Annotated in this window: 13 protein-coding genes and 4 pseudogenes; 8 read left to right on the top strand and 9 right to left on the bottom strand. The window is 71.7% G+C overall.

Annotation, left to right across the window (positions count from 1 at the left end; translation table 11 throughout):
- Positions 1 to 219 precede the first annotated feature (219 nt).
- Positions 220 to 558, bottom strand: coding sequence for a hypothetical protein (locus tag Pflav_RS41335; protein ID WP_173041927.1), 339 nt, complete (start codon positions 556 to 558; stop codon positions 220 to 222).
- 93 nt (positions 559 to 651) lie between these two features.
- On the opposite strand from Pflav_RS41335, the gene Pflav_RS41330 reads away from it, so the two are divergent.
- On the top strand, positions 652 to 891 hold the full coding sequence (locus Pflav_RS41330) for a hypothetical protein (RefSeq protein ID WP_173041926.1): 240 nt from the start codon (positions 652 to 654) through the stop codon (positions 889 to 891).
- 910 nt (positions 892 to 1,801) lie between these two features.
- Here the strand turns inward: Pflav_RS41330 and Pflav_RS41325 are convergent.
- From Pflav_RS41325 to Pflav_RS41305, 5 genes are read right to left on the bottom strand one after another with little or no spacing between them, the layout of a single operon-like run.
- Positions 1,802 to 2,761, bottom strand: a complete 960-nt coding sequence (locus Pflav_RS41325) for a sporulation protein (protein ID WP_173041925.1) — start codon at positions 2,759 to 2,761, stop codon at positions 1,802 to 1,804.
- A gap of 8 nt (positions 2,762 to 2,769) precedes the next feature.
- Positions 2,770 to 3,825 (bottom strand): hemolysin family protein, encoded by a 1,056-nt coding sequence (locus tag Pflav_RS41320; RefSeq protein WP_173041924.1) that lies wholly within the window; start codon positions 3,823 to 3,825, stop codon positions 2,770 to 2,772.
- Positions 3,822 to 5,117 (bottom strand): hemolysin family protein, encoded by a 1,296-nt coding sequence (locus Pflav_RS41315; RefSeq protein WP_173041923.1) that lies wholly within the window; start codon positions 5,115 to 5,117, stop codon positions 3,822 to 3,824. The genes Pflav_RS41320 and Pflav_RS41315 overlap by 4 nt, the downstream gene beginning before the upstream one ends.
- A complete protein-coding gene (locus tag Pflav_RS41310) occupies positions 5,117 to 6,406 on the bottom strand; it encodes a cation:proton antiporter (protein ID WP_173041922.1) in 1,290 nt (429 codons plus the stop codon). The genes Pflav_RS41315 and Pflav_RS41310 overlap by 1 nt, the downstream gene beginning before the upstream one ends.
- A 57-nt stretch (positions 6,407 to 6,463) precedes the next feature.
- Positions 6,464 to 6,793: a hypothetical protein gene (locus tag Pflav_RS41305; protein WP_173041921.1), complete on the bottom strand. Its 330-nt coding sequence runs from the start codon at positions 6,791 to 6,793 to the stop codon at positions 6,464 to 6,466.
- 61 nt (positions 6,794 to 6,854) lie between these two features.
- On the opposite strand from Pflav_RS41305, the pseudogene Pflav_RS49385 reads away from it, so the two are divergent.
- From Pflav_RS49385 to Pflav_RS43005, 3 pseudogenes are all read left to right on the top strand, one after another.
- A pseudogene (locus tag Pflav_RS49385) lies at positions 6,855 to 7,451 on the top strand (DEAD/DEAH box helicase); the annotation flags it as partial.
- 417 nt (positions 7,452 to 7,868) lie between these two features.
- Positions 7,869 to 10,555, top strand: a pseudogene (locus Pflav_RS41300) (Lhr family ATP-dependent helicase); the annotation flags it as partial.
- 183 nt (positions 10,556 to 10,738) lie between these two features.
- Positions 10,739 to 11,605, top strand: a pseudogene (locus tag Pflav_RS43005) (Lhr family helicase); the annotation flags it as partial.
- Here Pflav_RS43005 and Pflav_RS41295 read toward each other — a convergent pair.
- Entirely contained in the window at positions 11,602 to 12,066 is a 465-nt protein-coding gene (locus tag Pflav_RS41295) for an SRPBCC family protein (protein ID WP_173041920.1), read from the bottom strand. The pseudogene Pflav_RS43005 and the gene Pflav_RS41295 overlap by 4 nt on opposite strands.
- A 63-nt stretch (positions 12,067 to 12,129) precedes the next feature.
- Here Pflav_RS41295 and Pflav_RS41290 point away from each other — a divergent pair.
- Positions 12,130 to 12,914 (top strand): annotated as a pseudogene (locus Pflav_RS41290) (SAM hydrolase/SAM-dependent halogenase family protein).
- Positions 12,915 to 12,937: 23 nt separating this feature from the next.
- Here the strand turns inward: Pflav_RS41290 and Pflav_RS41285 are convergent.
- Positions 12,938 to 13,687 (bottom strand): N-acetyltransferase, encoded by a 750-nt coding sequence (locus Pflav_RS41285; RefSeq protein ID WP_173041919.1) that lies wholly within the window; start codon positions 13,685 to 13,687, stop codon positions 12,938 to 12,940.
- 80 nt (positions 13,688 to 13,767) lie between these two features.
- Here Pflav_RS41285 and Pflav_RS41280 point away from each other — a divergent pair, with 80 nt between their 5' ends.
- A complete protein-coding gene (locus tag Pflav_RS41280) occupies positions 13,768 to 14,583 on the top strand; it encodes an Fpg/Nei family DNA glycosylase (protein WP_173041918.1) in 816 nt (271 codons plus the stop codon).
- Positions 14,584 to 14,629: 46 nt separating this feature from the next.
- Here the strand turns inward: Pflav_RS41280 and Pflav_RS41275 are convergent, their stop codons facing one another.
- A complete protein-coding gene (locus tag Pflav_RS41275) occupies positions 14,630 to 15,007 on the bottom strand; it encodes a DoxX family protein (protein WP_173041917.1) in 378 nt (125 codons plus the stop codon).
- A 78-nt stretch (positions 15,008 to 15,085) separates the two neighbouring features.
- On the opposite strand from Pflav_RS41275, the gene Pflav_RS41270 reads away from it, so the two are divergent.
- Both Pflav_RS41270 and Pflav_RS41265 read left to right on the top strand, forming a co-directional pair.
- Positions 15,086 to 15,604 carry a MarR family winged helix-turn-helix transcriptional regulator gene (locus tag Pflav_RS41270; protein ID WP_173041916.1) on the top strand — a complete coding sequence of 173 codons (519 nt, stop codon included), beginning with the start codon at positions 15,086 to 15,088 and terminating at the stop codon, positions 15,602 to 15,604.
- Positions 15,605 to 15,612: 8 nt separating this feature from the next.
- Positions 15,613 to 16,476, top strand: coding sequence for a dioxygenase family protein (locus Pflav_RS41265; protein WP_173041915.1), 864 nt, complete (start codon positions 15,613 to 15,615; stop codon positions 16,474 to 16,476).
- Positions 16,477 to 16,757: the final 281 nt, after the last annotated feature.

Raw genomic sequence — 16,757 nt, 5'->3', positions numbered from 1 at the left:
TGCGGCATGCCGGCCACGCGGGCGACGCCCGTCATGACCGGCCTGTCCCGCAACCGCCGCGCACCGCGCATCGGGACCTCCCTATGGCTGGCCGGTTCAGTCGCAGTGTTAACGCTCACACCAACCATGTCAAGAGGTTGACTTGAATCGATCTATTCGGGTAAGCGGCATGCGGTTGCGGCGCCGTTGCGTCCGCCAGCTAGACCTGCCCCAGGGCGGTTACTCCGGCAACATCCAACCGCCGAAAATCGAGAGAAGCGCAAGGCCGCGTTCCGTCCCAATCGTGACGCTGTCGTCCGGACGGACGGATACGCGGTGACCGCTGCCGACGGGCTGACGGTCTCCGTCGTCGGCTTCCACCCACCCACTCCCCGCCAGCACCATCAGAGCCTCATGATCTTCCTGTCCAGAGAGCCGCATGCAACCGCCCGGTTGGACTTCATAGAGGACCACGGAGACACCGACCGGAAGCTCCGCGATCCGGGTGAGCGACGCATCCCGCCACCCATCAAGACGTACCGGCCTGGTCTGCTCTTCCGACTTCACCATCGACACCACGGGCACACAGTAGTGATTCCGGATCCTCGTCCCGGTCCGGTCCCTCTGGCACGATGGCGCACTCAGACTGCGGCGAGACCGTAGCCTTAACCAGTGTCCGACCAGCGCAAACAAGTCGCTTTGGACGACCTGGCCACGCTCGTGGGCCAGCGTGACGAGCTCGAGCAGGAGATCCTGCGCGCTGTCGCCCACGCGCTCAACACCGGCGCCACCTGGTCCCAGGTCGAGAAGGCCGCCAAACTACAGCGAGGCACTGGGCAGCGGCATTACGGACGCCACTTGGTCGAGGAGCGCCGGTATCGAGTACGCGAGACCGGCGACGAAACACCCTGAAAGGCTTGCGCATACCGACGACCCGTCGCCCGACTCCACCACGCCCGGCAGCCCTGCCGCCGGCGGTGCCCGCGGGTGGTGTCGTGAGGCGCGGAGGGTGAGGCCGCGGGAGTAGCGGTCAGGACCGCCGACTAGCCCGGGGAAATTTCACCGCATTGCTCTGCTTCCCTCCAGGAAGCGCCCCTGCAACACCCGAAGCGTGCACCAGCCGGCACCATTTCCCTTGATCAGCGTTACGGCCGACGACCATCCAGCAGATCGTGGTCATCTACTGCCCTAATAACGACAGCTGAGTACGACGATCGCTCGTGAGAGTGCCTCGTCCGGCTTTGTGATGATCTGTTGCTGCCAGGACAACGATAAGTCCTCACAAAGGCCTTCTGGAGGCAGGGTCTGTCGAGGGCCGGAGGCCCCAGACCTCGCGTTGGCGGGATCGAACTTCCACACAAAGACGCCGATCATGGCCTATGGGCGCGGACGTCCCGTGATCGACGCGAGCAGCGTCGTATCGCGGTGCGATCGTGGCGAAAAATTGCCCCTGGCGGGGTGATGAATCGCCACGGACGACCAGAGCGTCCACCGATCAAGGCCGCACCGCCCTTTCGACAGTGCCGGCCATCCACAACCGGCGCCCTGATCGGCGATGGGGTCGGAGCACACAGCGATTGCGGGAAACAAGCGGTCAGATTCGGTAGCTCCGCGCATCGCGCACCCTAGGGCCTCAGCCTCTGCCCGGCCGGCATGGCCGGTATTTGGTCGTGGAGCGCGGAGGGTGAGGCCGCGGGAGCAGCGGTCCGGACCACGACGGGCATCGCGGTAGCCCGAATTCTTGTCGTAAATGAGTGTCCACAGAGCGGCACCCACAATGAAAGGGCCCCGCCGGAGCGGGGCCCTTTACGTCAGGTGAGACCTACTCGCCGAAGTCGCCGAAGTCGTCGCCGCCCTCGAAGACCTCTTCCATCGCCTCGCCGAGCACCATGCCGCCCAGGATGCCGGCACCCGCGCCGGCGATCACCGCGCCCGCACCGAGGCCGCCGCGGCCGTGGCCGCCGTGGTGGCCGCCGCCGTGGTAGCCGTGCGAGGCGCGCAGGCTGGAGTAGCGGTCGCTGGCGGAGCGGACCCAGCCGTCCACCACCGTCACCCAGTCGGTCTGGTCGACGGTGGCGTGGTCGACGCGGAAGCGGCCGTAGGCGTCGTGGCCGCTGCTCAGGAAGCCGCCGCGCTTGTCGAACTCCAGGATCACCTCGACGCCCTGCGGGTCGGCGACGAAGGTGAGCTCGCACTCGTTGATGCCGCCGGCGTACTGGGACGGCGGGTAGAACTCGATCTCCTGGTAGAACGGCAGCTGCTGGTTGACCCCGTAGACGCGGCCGCGCTCCAGGTCGGCGCCCTTGAAGCGGAAGCCGAGCTGGTTGAACGCGTCGAGGATGCGCTCCTGCGCGGGCAGCGGGTGCACCTGCACCGGGTCGAGGTCGCCCTTGTCGACCGCGCGTGCCACCGCGAGCTCGGTGCGCAGGCCCATGGTCATGCCGCGCAGGCGCTGGCCGTACACGTCGGTGACCGGCGCCTCCCACGGCACCGGGAAGCTGAACGGGATGTCCTTGCGCTCACCCTTGGCGAGCGGGAAGGCACCCGCGACCGCGATGCGGTGGAACTCCACATTGGCGTCGTAGTTGGAGTCGCCGCTCTCCACCTCCACCCGGGTTACCAGCCCGAGCGAGACCTGGTCGATCTTGACGTCGTGATCACCGCCCAGGATGTGGATCTGACCGTCGAGGGTCAGGCCCGGCCGGGTGTTGGAGTTGGCCAGTACGGTGTCGACGGAGGGCCCGCCGACGCCGAAGGCACCCAACAACTTCTTGAATACCATCGATGCTCCTATCGCATCCGCCGGCCCTGCGGCACGGCATCCGTCTCGTCGTCGAACTCGCCAATGACCTCTTCGAGCAGGTCTTCCAGGGCGACGAACCCGACCGTCCGATCACCCTCGCGGACGAGGGCGAGCTGCGCACGGTCGGCGCGCATCGCCGCGACCGCCTCGGTGACCGTCGCCGTGGCCGGGAGCGCGAACGGCTCCGTCATCAACTCGGCCGCGGTGGCCGGCCGCCCGAAGGTGGTCGCCCTTACAGCGTCTCGCACGTGGACCAGGCCGACCAGGTCCCCGTTTGGACCGGCCACCGCGAGGCGGGACCGCCCGCAGCCGCGGGAGATCGCCTCGATCCGCTCGGCGCTCGCGCCGAGCGCCGCCGTGACCAGTTCGTTCAGCGGCTGCATCACCGATGCCACGGTGGTGCGCTGGAGCTGGAGCAGGCTGGTCAGCAGCTGCTCCTGGTCGGCCGCGAGTGTGCCATGTTCGCGCGACTGCTTCAGCAGTATGCGCAGCTCCTCCGGGCCGTGCACCTGGGCGAGCTGGTCCTGCGGCTCCACTTTGACCAGTCGCAGCACGCCGTTGGCGAGGCCGTTGAAAACCACCAGCGCCGGCCGGGTCAGCCGCGCGAACGCCCGGAACGGAATCATCAGCAGCAGCGCCGAACGCTCCGGATCGGTGATCGCCCACGACTTCGGCGCCATCTCGCCGACCACCAGGTGCAGGAAGCTGACCAGCATCAGCGCCACCACGAGCGAGATCACGTGGCTGCCGGACTCGGGCAGCCCCAGCGCGTGCAGGGCCGGGCTGAGCACATGCTCGATCGCCGGCTCGGCGAGCGCGCCAAGGCCGAGCGTGCACAGCGTGATGCCGAGCTGCGCGCCGGCCAGCATGACGGAGAGCTCGCGACTGCCCTCCAGCGCGGCCTTCGCGGCGCGGCTGCCGTCCGCGGCGGCCTGCTCCAGCCGGTACCGCTTGCTGCCGACGAGCGCGAACTCGGCGGCCACGAAGAACCCGTTGAGCGCCAACAGGATCAACGACAAGATCAACGCCCAGCTGGCACTCATGAGCGCACCTCCAGCCGTACCGACTCGGGCACGTGGCGGTCGACCGACTCGACCGAGAGCACCGCCTGCGCCAGCTCGACCCGGTCGCCGACCGACGGCACCCGGCCCAGCTCACGCATGACGAGGCCGGAGACCGTGTCGTACTCGGGTGCCTCGGGCAGCTCCACGCCGGTGGCGTCGGCCACCTCGTCGATCCGCCAGCGTGCCGGCACGAGCCACGAGCCGTCCGGCTGCCGCTGCGGTGCCGGCTCCGGGCGGTCGTCCTCGTCGCGGATCGGGCCGACAAGCTCCTCGGCGATGTCCTCCAGTGTGATCACGCCGGCGAAGCCGCCGTACTCGTCGACGACGCAGGCCATCTGGCGGTGCCCGGCCCGCAGCCGGTCGAGCACCGCCGGCAGCGGCAGCGTCCCGGGCACCATCAACGGGGGTACCGCCACCGCGCGCACCGGCGTCGTCGAGCGCTCGGCGGGCGGTATCTCCATCACGTCCGCGATGCTCACCACGCCGGTCACGTCGTCGACGCCGTCGACGCCCTGCACCGGAAAGCGGGAGTGTCCCGTCTCCAGCAGGTCGACGACGCGGCGTACCGGCTCGTCGGCGCGCACCGTGTACACGTCGACGCGGGGGACCATCACCTCGTCGGCGGTGAGCCGGCGAAAGTCGAGGCCCCGGTCGAGCAGCGTCGAGATCTGGGCGTCGAGGTGCCCTTCGGCCCGCGACTCCGCGATGATCTGCTCCAGGTCCTCGGCGGTGGCACCCGAGGGCAGCTCCTCGATCGGCTCGACGCCGACCCGTCGCAGGAGCCGCGCCGCGGCCATGTCGAAGATCCGGATCACCGGAGCGAACGCCGTCAGGTAGATCAGCGTCGACCGGCTCAGCGCCCGGGCGAGGGCCTCCGGGCGGGCGATGGCGAGGTTTTTCGGGGCCAGCTCGCCGAGCACCATCTGGATGACGGTGGACAGGAGCAGCACCAGGATCACGGATACGGGCAGGCTCACCGCGCGGGACACACCGGCCGTGCCGAGCAGGTCGGCGAGCCCTTCACCCACGAAAGGCTCGGCGACGTACCCGACGAGCAGCACGGTCACCGTGATGCCGAGCTGCGCGCCGGACAGCATGAACGAGAGCCGCTCGGTAACGGTCAGCGCCCGCGCGGCCGCCTGGTCACCCTCGTCCGCGAGGCGGCGGAGCTTGCCCCGGTCGACGGCGACATAGCCGAACTCCTGCGCGACGAAATATCCGGTCAGCGCGGTGAGTAGCAGGATGAGAAGAAGGCCGATCGCGATCAGCATCATCGGCTCTCTGTTGAGGTCGTGCGCCGGGTGTCACCCGGCTCGGTACTACTGCCCTCCTGGGCAGGTGCCACGATCATGGCCGGCATCTTATCTGTGCTGCCTGGACGTTCCCTGTGAACGCTACGCCGTCCTGCGAACATCGCGGCGAGTTTCTCCGATCGGAGTACCGCGAGCGGGCCGATCACGGCGAGCACGAGCACGTACCCGGCCACGAACGGCGCGATCCGCGAGTCCAGCCCGGCGGCCACCGCGAGTGAGCCCAGGATCAGCGAGAACTCCCCGCGGGTGAGCACGGTGAGTCCGATGTTGGCGGCTTCCTGGCGCCCGTACCCGTGCAACCGCGCGGCGAGCACCCCGGCGGCGATGTTGAGTACGACGGTGATCGCCACCGCCACCGCGATCGGCACCAGGACCGGCCCGATGTCGCCCGGGTCGATGGTGAGGCCGAAGGTGAAGAAAAAGATGGCGGCGAAGCCGTCGCGGAGCGGGCGCACCAGCGACCGCACGCGTTCGGCGGCGGTCGACCCGCCGAGCACCAGGCCGATCATGAAGGCGCCGATCGCGTCCGAGACGCCCAGCTCCTCGGCCACGCCCGCGGAGAGCACGGCCAGCCCGACGAAGAAGACGACAAGCAGCTCGTCGTTGAAGACGCGCAGCAGCCGCCCAGCCGCGCGGGCGCCCCAGCGGGCCAGCGCGGCGAGCGCGATCAGGAACGCGAACGCCTTGGCCAGGTCGGTCGCCACCTCGGCCGGCCCGCTGGCGTTGCCCAGCACGGGCTGGAGTATCGCCAGGTAGAGCGCGAGGAAGATGTCCTCGATCACGATCACGCCGAGGATCAGGCGTGACTCGGGGTTGCGCAGCCGGCCGGTCTCGACCAGCAGCTTGGTGACGATCGCCGAGGACGAGATGCCGATCACGCCGGCGATCACCAGCGCCTCGCGCGTGCCCCACCCGAAGGCGAAGCCGAGCGCGAGCCCGCCACCGATGTTCAGGACCAGGTAGCCGAGGCCGGCGGCGAGCATTCGCCGCCCGCCCGCCACAAGGTCGTCGGTGTGAAACTCGAGGCCCAGGTAGAAGAGCAGGAATACGAGGCCGAGGGCGGCGATCAGGGCCAGGTCGCCGGGGTCCTCGACGAGCGCGATACCGGGCGTGTGCGGTCCGAAGACCACGCCCGCGAGCATGAACAGGGGGATCGTGGGCAGGCCGATCCTGGCGCCGAGGCGGGCCAGTACGGCCGCCGCCAGAAACGCCCCGCCCAGGGCTACGAGTGCATCGCCGATGTGCATGGGTGTGCCTCCACTCCGCGCCGGGTCGCGGCGCGTTGATCTCGATGCGGGCGAGGATCAGTGGAGGCCGGGTGGTGCCCGGGACGAGTGCGGCGCCGATGCGACGGCGACGGGCAAGGTGGCGGCGGGCTCGGCCGCCGCGGCCGGCGCACCCTCCGCGGGCGGCGGAAGAGCATTCCCTGGTACGGGCGTGAGGTCGAGCCGATGGTCGTGGGTTGCCAGCGCAGGGGCGGCGTGCACCACCGCGGCGCCGATCGAGGCGGGACCGTGTGCGATGGCGCCGGCCGGGGCGGCCGTCGAGGCGGCCCCGTGCACCGAGGTGAGGGCGAGCACGGCAAGCAGGGCAGCGGCGAGCACACGGCCGACCGCTCCTGCCGTACCCCGCATGAAGATCTCCCGCCGCTCGCCGAGAGGTAAGTTTACCTGACCAGTTTGCCCGTTACGTTGCGTGCATGTCACACCTCAGGGGCAAGATTGGTGCGTGGTAGACGTGCTGGAGCGCTTCGGGCAGGCGACGCGGGAGTGGTTCGGTGCCGCGTTCGCGGCGCCGACCGACGCGCAGGCCGGCGCCTGGCGGGCGATCGGTGACGGCCACCACGCGCTTGTCGTGGCGCCCACCGGCTCCGGCAAGACGCTGGCCGCGTTCCTCTGGTCGCTCGACCGGCTTGCCCGCGAGCCGGTCCCGGCCGATCCCAAGCGGCGCTGCCGCGTCCTCTACGTGAGCCCGCTCAAGGCGCTCGCGGTCGACGTCGAGCGCAACCTGCGGGCGCCCCTCGCCGGTATCCGCCACGCCGCCGCCCGCCTCGGCGTCCCGCAGCCCGACATCACGGTCGGCATGCGCACCGGTGACACGCCGGCCGACGAGCGGCGGGCGTTCCAGCGCACCCCGCCGGACATCCTGATCACCACGCCGGAGTCGCTGTTTCTGCTGCTCACCTCCGCCGCGCGGGAGTCGCTGGCGGGCGTCGAGACGGTGATCATCGACGAGGTGCACGCGGTCGCCGCCACCAAGCGCGGCGCCCACCTCGCGCTCTCGCTCGAGCGGCTGGACGCGATGCTCCCCCGGCCGGCGCAGCGGATCGGCCTCTCCGCGACCGTGCGCCCGATCGAGGAGACCGCCCGCTTCCTCGGCGGCTCCAGCCACGTCGAGGTGGTGCAGCCGCGCACCGCCAAGACCATCGAGGTCAGCGTGCAGGTGCCGGTCGAGGACATGACCCAGCTCGACGAGGTGGGCGAGCCGGAGGAGGGTTCCCGCCGCGCGTCGATCTGGCCGGCCGTCGAGGAGCGGGTCTTCGACCTGATCGGGCGGCACCAGTCGACGATCGTGTTCACCAACTCGCGACGTTCCGCCGAGCGGCTCTGCGCCCGGCTCAACGAGCTGGCCGCCGACGCTTCCCTCGCGGCATCCGGCTCCGCGGCGGCCGACTCCGCGTTGGCGGCCGGCCAAGGCACACGCTGGATGCCTGCGGCGATCATGGCGCAGTCCGGTGCGGCGACCGGGGCGCCGCCAGTGATCGCCCGCGCCCACCACGGCAGCGTCTCCCGCGAGGAGCGCAAGCACATCGAGGAGTCGCTCAAGTCCGGCCAGCTGCCCGCCGTGGTCGCCACCTCCAGCCTGGAGCTTGGCATCGACATGGGCTCGGTCGACCTCGTCGTCCAGATCGAGGCCCCGCCCAGCGTGGCCGCCGGCCTCCAGCGCGTCGGCCGGGCCGGGCACCAGGTGGGCGCGGTCTCCCGAGGCGTGGTCTTCCCCAAGCACCGCGGCGACCTGCTCTCCTGCGCGGTGGTCGCGGAGCGGATGGGCGACGGCGCGATCGAGGAGCTGCGCTACCCACGCAACCCGCTCGACGTGCTCGCCCAGCAGATCGTCGCGATGGTGGCGCTCGACCCGTGGCCGCTGGCCGACCTCGCCGCGCTGGTCCGCCGCGCCGCGCCCTTCGCCGAGCTGCCCGACTCCGCCCTGCACGCGGTGCTCGACATGCTCTCCGGGCGCTACCCGTCGACCGCATTCGCCGAGCTCCGCCCCCGCCTTGTTTGGGACCGCGCGGCCGACCTGCTCACCGGCCGCCCAGGCGCCCAGCGGCTGGCCGTGACCAGCGGCGGCACTATCCCCGACCGCGGCCTCTTCGGGGTCTTCCTGGCCGGGGCCGAGCGCGCGGCCCGGGTGGGCGAGCTCGACGAGGAGATGGTGTACGAGTCGCGCGTCGGCGACGTCTTCCTGCTCGGCTCCACCTCCTGGCGCATCGAGGACATCACGCCCGACCGCGTGCTCGTCTCGCCGGCGCCGGGGGCGGCCGCGCGGATGCCGTTCTGGAAGGGGGACCAGCCCGGCCGCCCGGTCGAGCTGGGCCGCGCGATCGGCGCCCGGCTGCGCGCGCTGGTGCGCCAGGACGACGAGACCGCCACCGCGGCGCTACGGGCGGGTGGGCTCGACGACTGGGCCGCTGGCAACCTGATGGCCTACCTGCGCGAGCAGCGCGAGGCCACCCGCGCGCTCCCCGACGACCGCACGGTGGTGGTCGAGCGCTTCCGCGACGAGCTTGGCGACTGGCGGCTGGCCGTCCACTGTGTCCTCGGTGCGAAGGTCAACGGCCCGTGGGCGCTCGCGGTGGCCCGCCGCCTCACCGAGCGGTATGGGGTGGACGCCCAGGTCATGCCCTCCGACGACGGCATCGTGGTGCGGCTGCCCGACACCGCCGACCAGCCGCCCGGTGCCGAGCTGGTGGCCTTCGACCCCGAGGAGATCACCCAGCTAGTCGAGGAGTCGGTCGGCACTTCGGCGATGTTCGCGTCCCGCTTCCGCGAGTGTGCCGCCCGCTCGCTGCTGCTCCCCGCCGCGACCCGCGCCGCCGCCAGCCACTGTGGCAGCAGCGGCAGAAGGCCGCCCAGCTGCTGGACGTCGCCCGGGAGTATGCGGACTTTCCGGTCACGCTCGAAGCGGCCCGCGAGTGCTTACAGGACGTCTTCGACGTGCCTGGCCTGGTGGGGCTGATGCGTGACATGGCCGCCCGCAAGGTACGGCTTGTCGAGGTGGAGAGCGCGAAGCCGTCGCCGTTCGCGCGGTCGCTGCTCTTCGGCTACGTCGGCGCGTTCCTGTACGAGGGGGACGCTCCCCTCGCCGAGCGCCGGGCGGCCGCGCTGGCGCTCGACTCCACGCTGCTCGGCGAGCTGCTGGGCCGGGTCGACCTGCGCGAGCTGCTGGAGCCGGCGGTGGTCACCGCGACCGAGCGGCAGCTCCAGTGGCTCTCCGACGAGCGCCGCCCCCGCGACGCGGAGGACGTGGCCGAGCTGCTGCGGCTGCTGGGCGACCTGTCCGACGCTGACTTCGCCGCGCGGGGTGTCGCTCCGGAGTGGCCGGTCGAGTTGGAGCGTGCCAAGCGTGCCCTGCGGGTGCGGGTCGCCGGTGAGGAGCGGTGGATCGCCGTCGAGGATGCCGGGCGCTACCGCGACGCGCTCGGCGTGGCGCTGCCGGTGGGCGTCGCCCAGGCGTATGTCGAGCCGGTCCCGGACCCGCTCGGCGACCTGGTCGCGCGCTACGCCCGTACGCACGCCCCGTTCACCGCCGCCGCCTGCGCCGCCCGCTTCGGGCTCGGTGTCTTCGTGCTGGAGCAGGCGCTGCGCCGGCTCGCCGCGACCGGGCGGGTGGTCTCCGGCGAGTTCTCACCGGACGGCGCCGGGGCCGAGTGGTGCGACGCCGAGGTGCTGCGCATGCTGCGGCGACGCTCGCTGGCCGCGCTGCGCCGCGAGATCGAGCCGGTGCCGCCACGGGCGCTGGCCACGTTCCTGCCCCGGTGGCAGCACGTGGGCGCCTCCTCCCGCGGCGTCGAGGCGGTGGCCGCCGCGGTCGAGCAGCTCCAGGGCGCGGCGGTCCCGGCGTCGGCGCTGGAGCGGCTGGTGCTGCCCGGGCGGGTGGCCGACTACTCCCCCGCGTATCTGGACGAGCTCTGCGCCTCCGGCGAGGTCTTGTGGGCCGGCTCGGGCGCGATCGCGGGTGGCGACGGGTGGGTCACGCTGGCGTATGCGGACGCCGCCCCGCTCCTGCTCCCTCCGCCGGACGAGTCGCTCGCCCTCACCCCGCTGCACCAGGCCGTGCTGGACGCGCTCGCGGATGGGCAGGCGCTGTTCTTCCGTACCCTGTCCGACCGCGTCGGCCCCGCACTCTCCGCCGGCTCCCCCGCTGGCTCCGACGTGACCTGGTCCGATGCTGGGTCCGGCAGCCCGACCTGGTCGGGTGCCGGGCCTGGCAGCGCGACCTCCTCAGGTACCGGGTCCGGCAGCGCGACCTCCTCAGGTGCTGGGTCCGGCAGCGCGACCTGGTCGGGTGCCGGGCCTGGCAGCCTGACCGACGAAGACCTGGCGGCCGCGGTGTGGGATCTGGTCTGGGCCGGGTGGCTGACCAACGACACCCTCGCCCCGCTACGCACGCTGATCGGCGGCGGTGGCGGCGCCCACCGGGCCAAGCCGGCCGCGCCGCGCACCCGATACCGGCGCCCCGGGCGGGTGGCACTCCCCTCCCGCACCGGCCCACCCACGGTTGCCGGCCGCTGGTCGCGCCTGCCGGAGCGGGACACCGACCCCACCCGCCGCGCCGCCGCGGTCGCCGATGCCCTGCTGGAGCGGCACGGCGTGGTCACCCGAGGCGCGGTCGCGGCGGAGGGCGTCACCGGCGGCTTCGCGGCGGTGTATCCGGTGCTGGCCGCCCTGGAGGAGCGCGGCGCCGCCCGCCGCGGCTACTTCGTGGAGGGCCTGGGCGCCGCCCAGTTCGCGGTGCCGGGCGCGGTCGACCGCCTGCGCGCGCTCGCCGACGAGCACCGCCGCACACCCACCACGCTGGTGCTGGCCGCGACCGACCCGGCCAGCCCCTATGGCGCGGCGCTGCCTTGGCCCGAGCGCGTGGTCGCCCAGGAGGGCACCGGCCACCGCCCCGGCCGCAAGGCGGGCGCCCTTGTGGTGCTCGTGGCCGGCGAGCTGACCCTCTACGTCGAACGCGGCGGCCGTACCCTGCTGTCCTTTGTGGACGACGACGAGGCGCTTGCCGCCGCCGCCAAGGCCCTCGCCGACGCGGTCCACACCGGAGCGCTGGGCGCGCTGTCCGTCGAGCGCGCCGACGGCGAGGCCGTCTTCACCTCCCCACTGCGCGACGCCCTGACCTCGGCCGGCTTCCGCGCCACCCCGAGGGGCCTCCGCCTGCGGGGTTAGGCCGCGTGCCGGGCCTCGCAGATCGCTGCGAGGTGCTTGTTTCGGGTGACGATGAGCCTGCTCATGTACGTGTCGAGCACCAAGCGCTCGGCGAGCCGGCCGAGCAGCCAGTACGGCGCCGCGAAGTCGATGACGTCGCGCATGACGGTCACACCACCGTCCCGCGCCTCGAAGTGGTGGGCGTGCCGCCACACCGCGAACGGTCCGGACACCTGCTCGTCGACGAAGTACCTCGGCCGTTCGTGGCTCGTGATGCGTGAGGTCATCCGCCAGGACCGGCCCAGGTGTCTCGCCTGCCAGGTGACCTCGTCATCGAGGTGCAGGCGCCCGCTGGTCACACCGCCGACCGCGCGCTCGCCGCTGGCCGCCATGGATCCGGTGTGGACGTCCACCTCGAGTGACGTGTCGAAGACGACCTCGACCGGCGCCGTGATCGTGGTGACGAACTCGAGGTGCCGCACCCCAATGAGCCTACGGTGCGGCCGGGACGGACACGAGCAGCGATCGCCCGCTAACGTTCAGGCATGGGCGGCTTCAGCTGGATCAGCTTCACGACCGACTACGGGCTTTCGGACGGGTTCGTCGCCTCGTGCCATGGGGTGATCGCACGGCTCGCCCCCGAGGCTCGAGTCATCGACGTCACGCACGGGGTGGCGCCGGGTGACGTGGCGCGCGGTGCCGCGGTGCTCGCGCAGACCGTGCCTTACCTGCCGCCCGCGGTACACGTCGCGGTGGTGGACCCTGGCGTGGGCACCTCCCGGCGCGGGATCGCGGCGCGCGCGCCCGGCGGCGTCCTGGTCGGTCCGGACAACGGCTTGCTGCCGTGGGCGGTCGACGCGCTCGGCGGCGCCGAGGAGCTTGTGGAGCTGGCCAACCCGGAGTGGTTCCTGGCCGACGTGTCGAGCACCTTCCACGGTCGCGACATCTTCGCGCCGGTGGCCGCACACCTCGCACTCGGCGCGGACCTGGCAGACGCGGGTCCGGCCGCCGACCCCGCGACGCTGGTCCGTCTGCCCGAGCCGGTCGTCGCGGTCGGCGACGGGTGGCTGGAGGCCGAGGTGCTGACCGTCGACAGGTTTGGAAACGTGCAGCTCGCGGCCGGCGGCGAGACCCTGGAGGCGCTCGGCCAGCACCTGCGGGTGGGCGGCGTACGCGCCGTGCGAGGCACGACCTTCGGCACCGTGGCCCGGGCGGCCTGGTGGTCTATGTGGACTCCGCGGGCCGCGCGGCGGTCGCGGTCAACGGGGGCCGCGCCGCCGTCGTGCTCTCGGTAACCCCCGGCGACGTGGTGCGGCTGGTCGCCGCCTAAAGACCTTTCCGAGACAGAGATGCCTAGCCGATGCGGTGGTGTACCCAAACGTTCGGCTCGACGTAGACGGCGATGTCCTGGTCGACGTCGCAGTGGACCGGGTTGAGCGCCTCGGGCACACGCACCGGCCCGGTCTTGTCGAACGGCAAGCCGGTCCACTGCCGCCAGCGTGCCAGCTGGCCCGGGATGACCATGCTGGAGTGCGCGACGTTGATGATTTGTCCACCGGCTCGTACGTGTACGCGCAGCCACGGGTCGTACGGGAGGCCGTCGTCGCGGATCCAGGTGACGTACTCCTCGATCGGCACGTCCGGGTGCCGGTGTTTGCCGCTCGGGCGTACCGGCGCGACAAGGTCGCTGAAGCCCAGCCTCGCGGCGTTTGCCCGCATCGCCTCCAGCATCCGGCCGGACAGGCCGCCGCCGCGCAGGTCGGGGCGGATGAAGATCTCGATCGCGGAGACGATCGTCGGGGTGTTGCCGCTCAGCCGGTCGTACGCGGACGTGCGGATCACCCAGTCCCACCCGCCGTCGGGCATGCCGTCGGCGGGGTCGTCCTCCCAGGTGATCGGCACCGAGTGGGCCTTGGCGGCCGGCTGCCCGGTGGCGGGGTCGACGGCGATCAGCACGTACTCGGGGTAGGCGGTCAGGTGGTAGCCGAAGTAGAGCCCGCCGGTCGGATCGTGGGACATGAACTCCGGCCACAAGCCGTCGAGCTGGCCCAGCATCTGACCCCACTCCGGCCGCTCGGCGACGGTCGCGATCTGGAGATGCACGCCGATATCGTAAGGAGGGACCTGCCCACCCTGGCTAGCCGTTATCACCGCGCGACCCCCGGTGCGGAAGGATAGGAGGCGTGCCCGAGGGTGACACCGTCTGGAATACGGCCCGCGCGCTGCATCGCGCCCTGGCCGGCGGGCGGCTCACCGCGACCGACTTCCGGGTGCCCCAGCTCGCCACCGTCGACCTCGCCGGCTGGACCGTGCTCGAGTCGGCCAGCCGTGGCAAGCATCTACTGCTGCGCCTCCGCGCCCCCGGGGCGGGCGGCGGCGGTTTCGAGGGGCGCGGCGACGAGGGCCGCCTGACGCTCCACTCGCACCTGCGGATGGACGGCGCCTGGCGGACGTACTCGCCGGGCGAGCGGTGGGCCTCCCGTCCCGCGCACCTGATCCGCACTGTGTTGCGCACGGCTGACGCGGTCGCGGTCGGCTACCACCTGCACGACCTGGCGCTGGTGCCGACCGATGAGGAAAAGACCCTGGTGGGGCACCTCGGGCCGGACCTGCTGGGCACCGACTGGGATCCGGCGGAGGCGGTGCGGCGGCTCTCCGCGCACCCGGACACCCCGATCGCCGAGGCGCTGCTCGACCAGCGCAACCTCGCCGGCATCGGCAACCTGTACAAGTGCGAGCTGCTCTTCCTGCGCGGCGTCGACCCGTGGACGCCGGTGCGGGATGTGCCTGACCTGCCGGCCATGGTCACGCTCGCGCAGAAGCTGCTGGCCGCCAACCGGGGGCGGTGGACCCAATCGACGACCGGATCGCTGCGCAAGAGCGAGACCACGTACGTGTACGGCCGCCACGCCCAGCCCTGCCGCCGCTGCGGCACCCCGGTCCGAAACGTGGAGCAGGCGGACCGGATCACCTACTGGTGCCCGGCCTGTCAGTCCTGACCCTCGTCGGCGAGGGCCGCCCGGATGCTCGTCGCCCGCCTCGTAACTAGCTGAAGGAATACGGCCCGAACCGGCCCCAGGCCACGACGGCGGCGAGTGCGAGCAGCACGATGTTCGCGACGACCATCGGCCACTCTTTGCGCCGCCCGTGCACGACGGCCGCACCGATCATGACGATCACCAGGCCCAGCGCGGCGACTGGCACGAGCACCGGCGCGATGTCGAGGAACGCCGGCAGCACCAGGCCGATGCCGCCGAGGAAGTCGAGCGCGCCAATCGCCTTCACCATGCCCGGCGAGTAGGCGTCGACCCATCCCAGACCGCTGGCGCTCAGCTTCTCCTTCGGCTGGATCAGCTTGAGCAGGCCGGCACCCACGAAGGCGGCGGCGAGCAGGCTGGCGATGATCCACAACACCACGTTCACGGGTCCTCCATCACTTCAAGCTTGAAGCGAAAGCTAACGACGATCACTTCAAGAAGCAAGTGACGATATGATCTCGATATGGGGACGGAGGCCGAGCCGCGGTGGCTGGACGCCGACGAGCGGGAGACGTGGCTCGCTCTGCTGAGCGTGCTCATCCGGCTGCCCGCCGCGCTCGACCAGCAGTTACAGCGGGACGCCGGGATCAGCCACTTCGAGTACCAGGTGATCGCCGGCCTCTCCATGTCGCCGCGACGGACGCTGCGGATGAGCGACCTGGCCGCGTTCGCCGATGCCTCGCTCCCCCGCCTCTCCCAGGTGGTCGCCCGCCTCGAGCGGCGCGGCTGGGTGCGGCGCACGCCCGACCCCGAGGACGGCCGCTACACGCTCGCGATCCTCACCGACGAGGGCTGGGCCAAGGTGGTGGCGACCGCACCGGGACACGTCGAGGAGGTACGCCGCCTCGTCTTCGACCCGACGACGAAGGGCCAGCAGCGGCAGCTGGGAGCCATCGGCCGGCGCATCATGGAAGCCATCGACCCGGACGGCTCCTGCCACACCCCGCAGCGCCGCTCGACCCACCTGCCCACCCAAAGATAAGGCCCGCGATGATCCCCGCCGCCGCGTACGACGCGTTCCTTCCCGAGGCCCTGTCCCGGGCCCGCGCCCAGCGGCCCTGGGCCCCGGCCGACGGCGCCCTGCCCGCCCTCTACCTCAGCCACGGCGCACCGCCGCTCTTCGACGACGCGCTCTGGCTGGGGCAGCTCCTCGACTGGGCGCAGACCCTCCCCAAACCGCGCGGCATCGTCATCATCTCCGCCCACTGGGAGACCGCCCCGCTGAGCCTCTCCGCCGCTGCCGCGCACACCCCGCTGGTCTACGACTTCGGCGGCTTCCACCACCGCTACTACACAATGGAGTACGCGACGCCGGACGCCACCGCGCTGGCCGCCCGCGTGGCCGCCGCGATGCCGGACAGCGAGCCGGTGCACCAGCACCCGAGCCGGGGACTCGACCACGGCGCGTGGGTGCCGCTGATGGCGATGTACCCGCTGGCCGACATCCCCGTGCTCCAGCTCAGCCTCCCCACCCATGACCCGGCCCGCCTGCTGGACATCGGCGCCCGACTCCGCCCGCTGCGCCAGGAGGGGGTACTGGTCATCGGCTCCGGCTTCATGACCCACGGCCTGCCGTTCCTGACCCGCGAGATGGTCCTGCACGGCAGGGTCCCGTCCTGGTCCGCCGACTTCGACGCCTGGGTGGCCGACGCACTGTCCCGAGGCGACGTGGACGCGCTGGCGGGTTACCAGCACCGCGCGCCCGGCATGCCGTACGCCCACCCGACGCCAGACCACTACATCCCGCTCTTCGTCACGCTGGGCGCCGCCGACCGCGCCGACCAACCGGTCGACACCGCGATCGACGGCTACATGATGGGCTTTTCAAAACGCGCATTCCAGACCACCGCCTGACGGCTCGCTCGCCCCGTCACACTGCTGCGGTTCCACCATGGAGCCGCGATCTCGCATCCCGACGACAAAAGGTTGAGGGCGACGGCGCGTCGACCTCGGAGCTACCGGATCGGGGCCGATGGGCTAAGGCCTGTTTCAAAAGATTTGTCGAGGCGAGCCGAGGTCCAGGCGGCGATCCGGCAAGGCGGGCGCAAGGTCGCATACCGGTGTTGTATGCGGCCTTACGCCCGGCGCCGCCGGTCGTCGTCTGGACCCGGCGCAGCCCGGCAAGGATTTTGAAA

Source organism: Phytohabitans flavus (genome assembly GCF_011764545.1).
GTDB lineage: Bacteria > Actinomycetota > Actinomycetes > Mycobacteriales > Micromonosporaceae > Phytohabitans > Phytohabitans flavus.
Note: the sequence above shows the minus strand (reverse complement) of the source record. Positions and strands in the feature narration are given on the sequence as shown.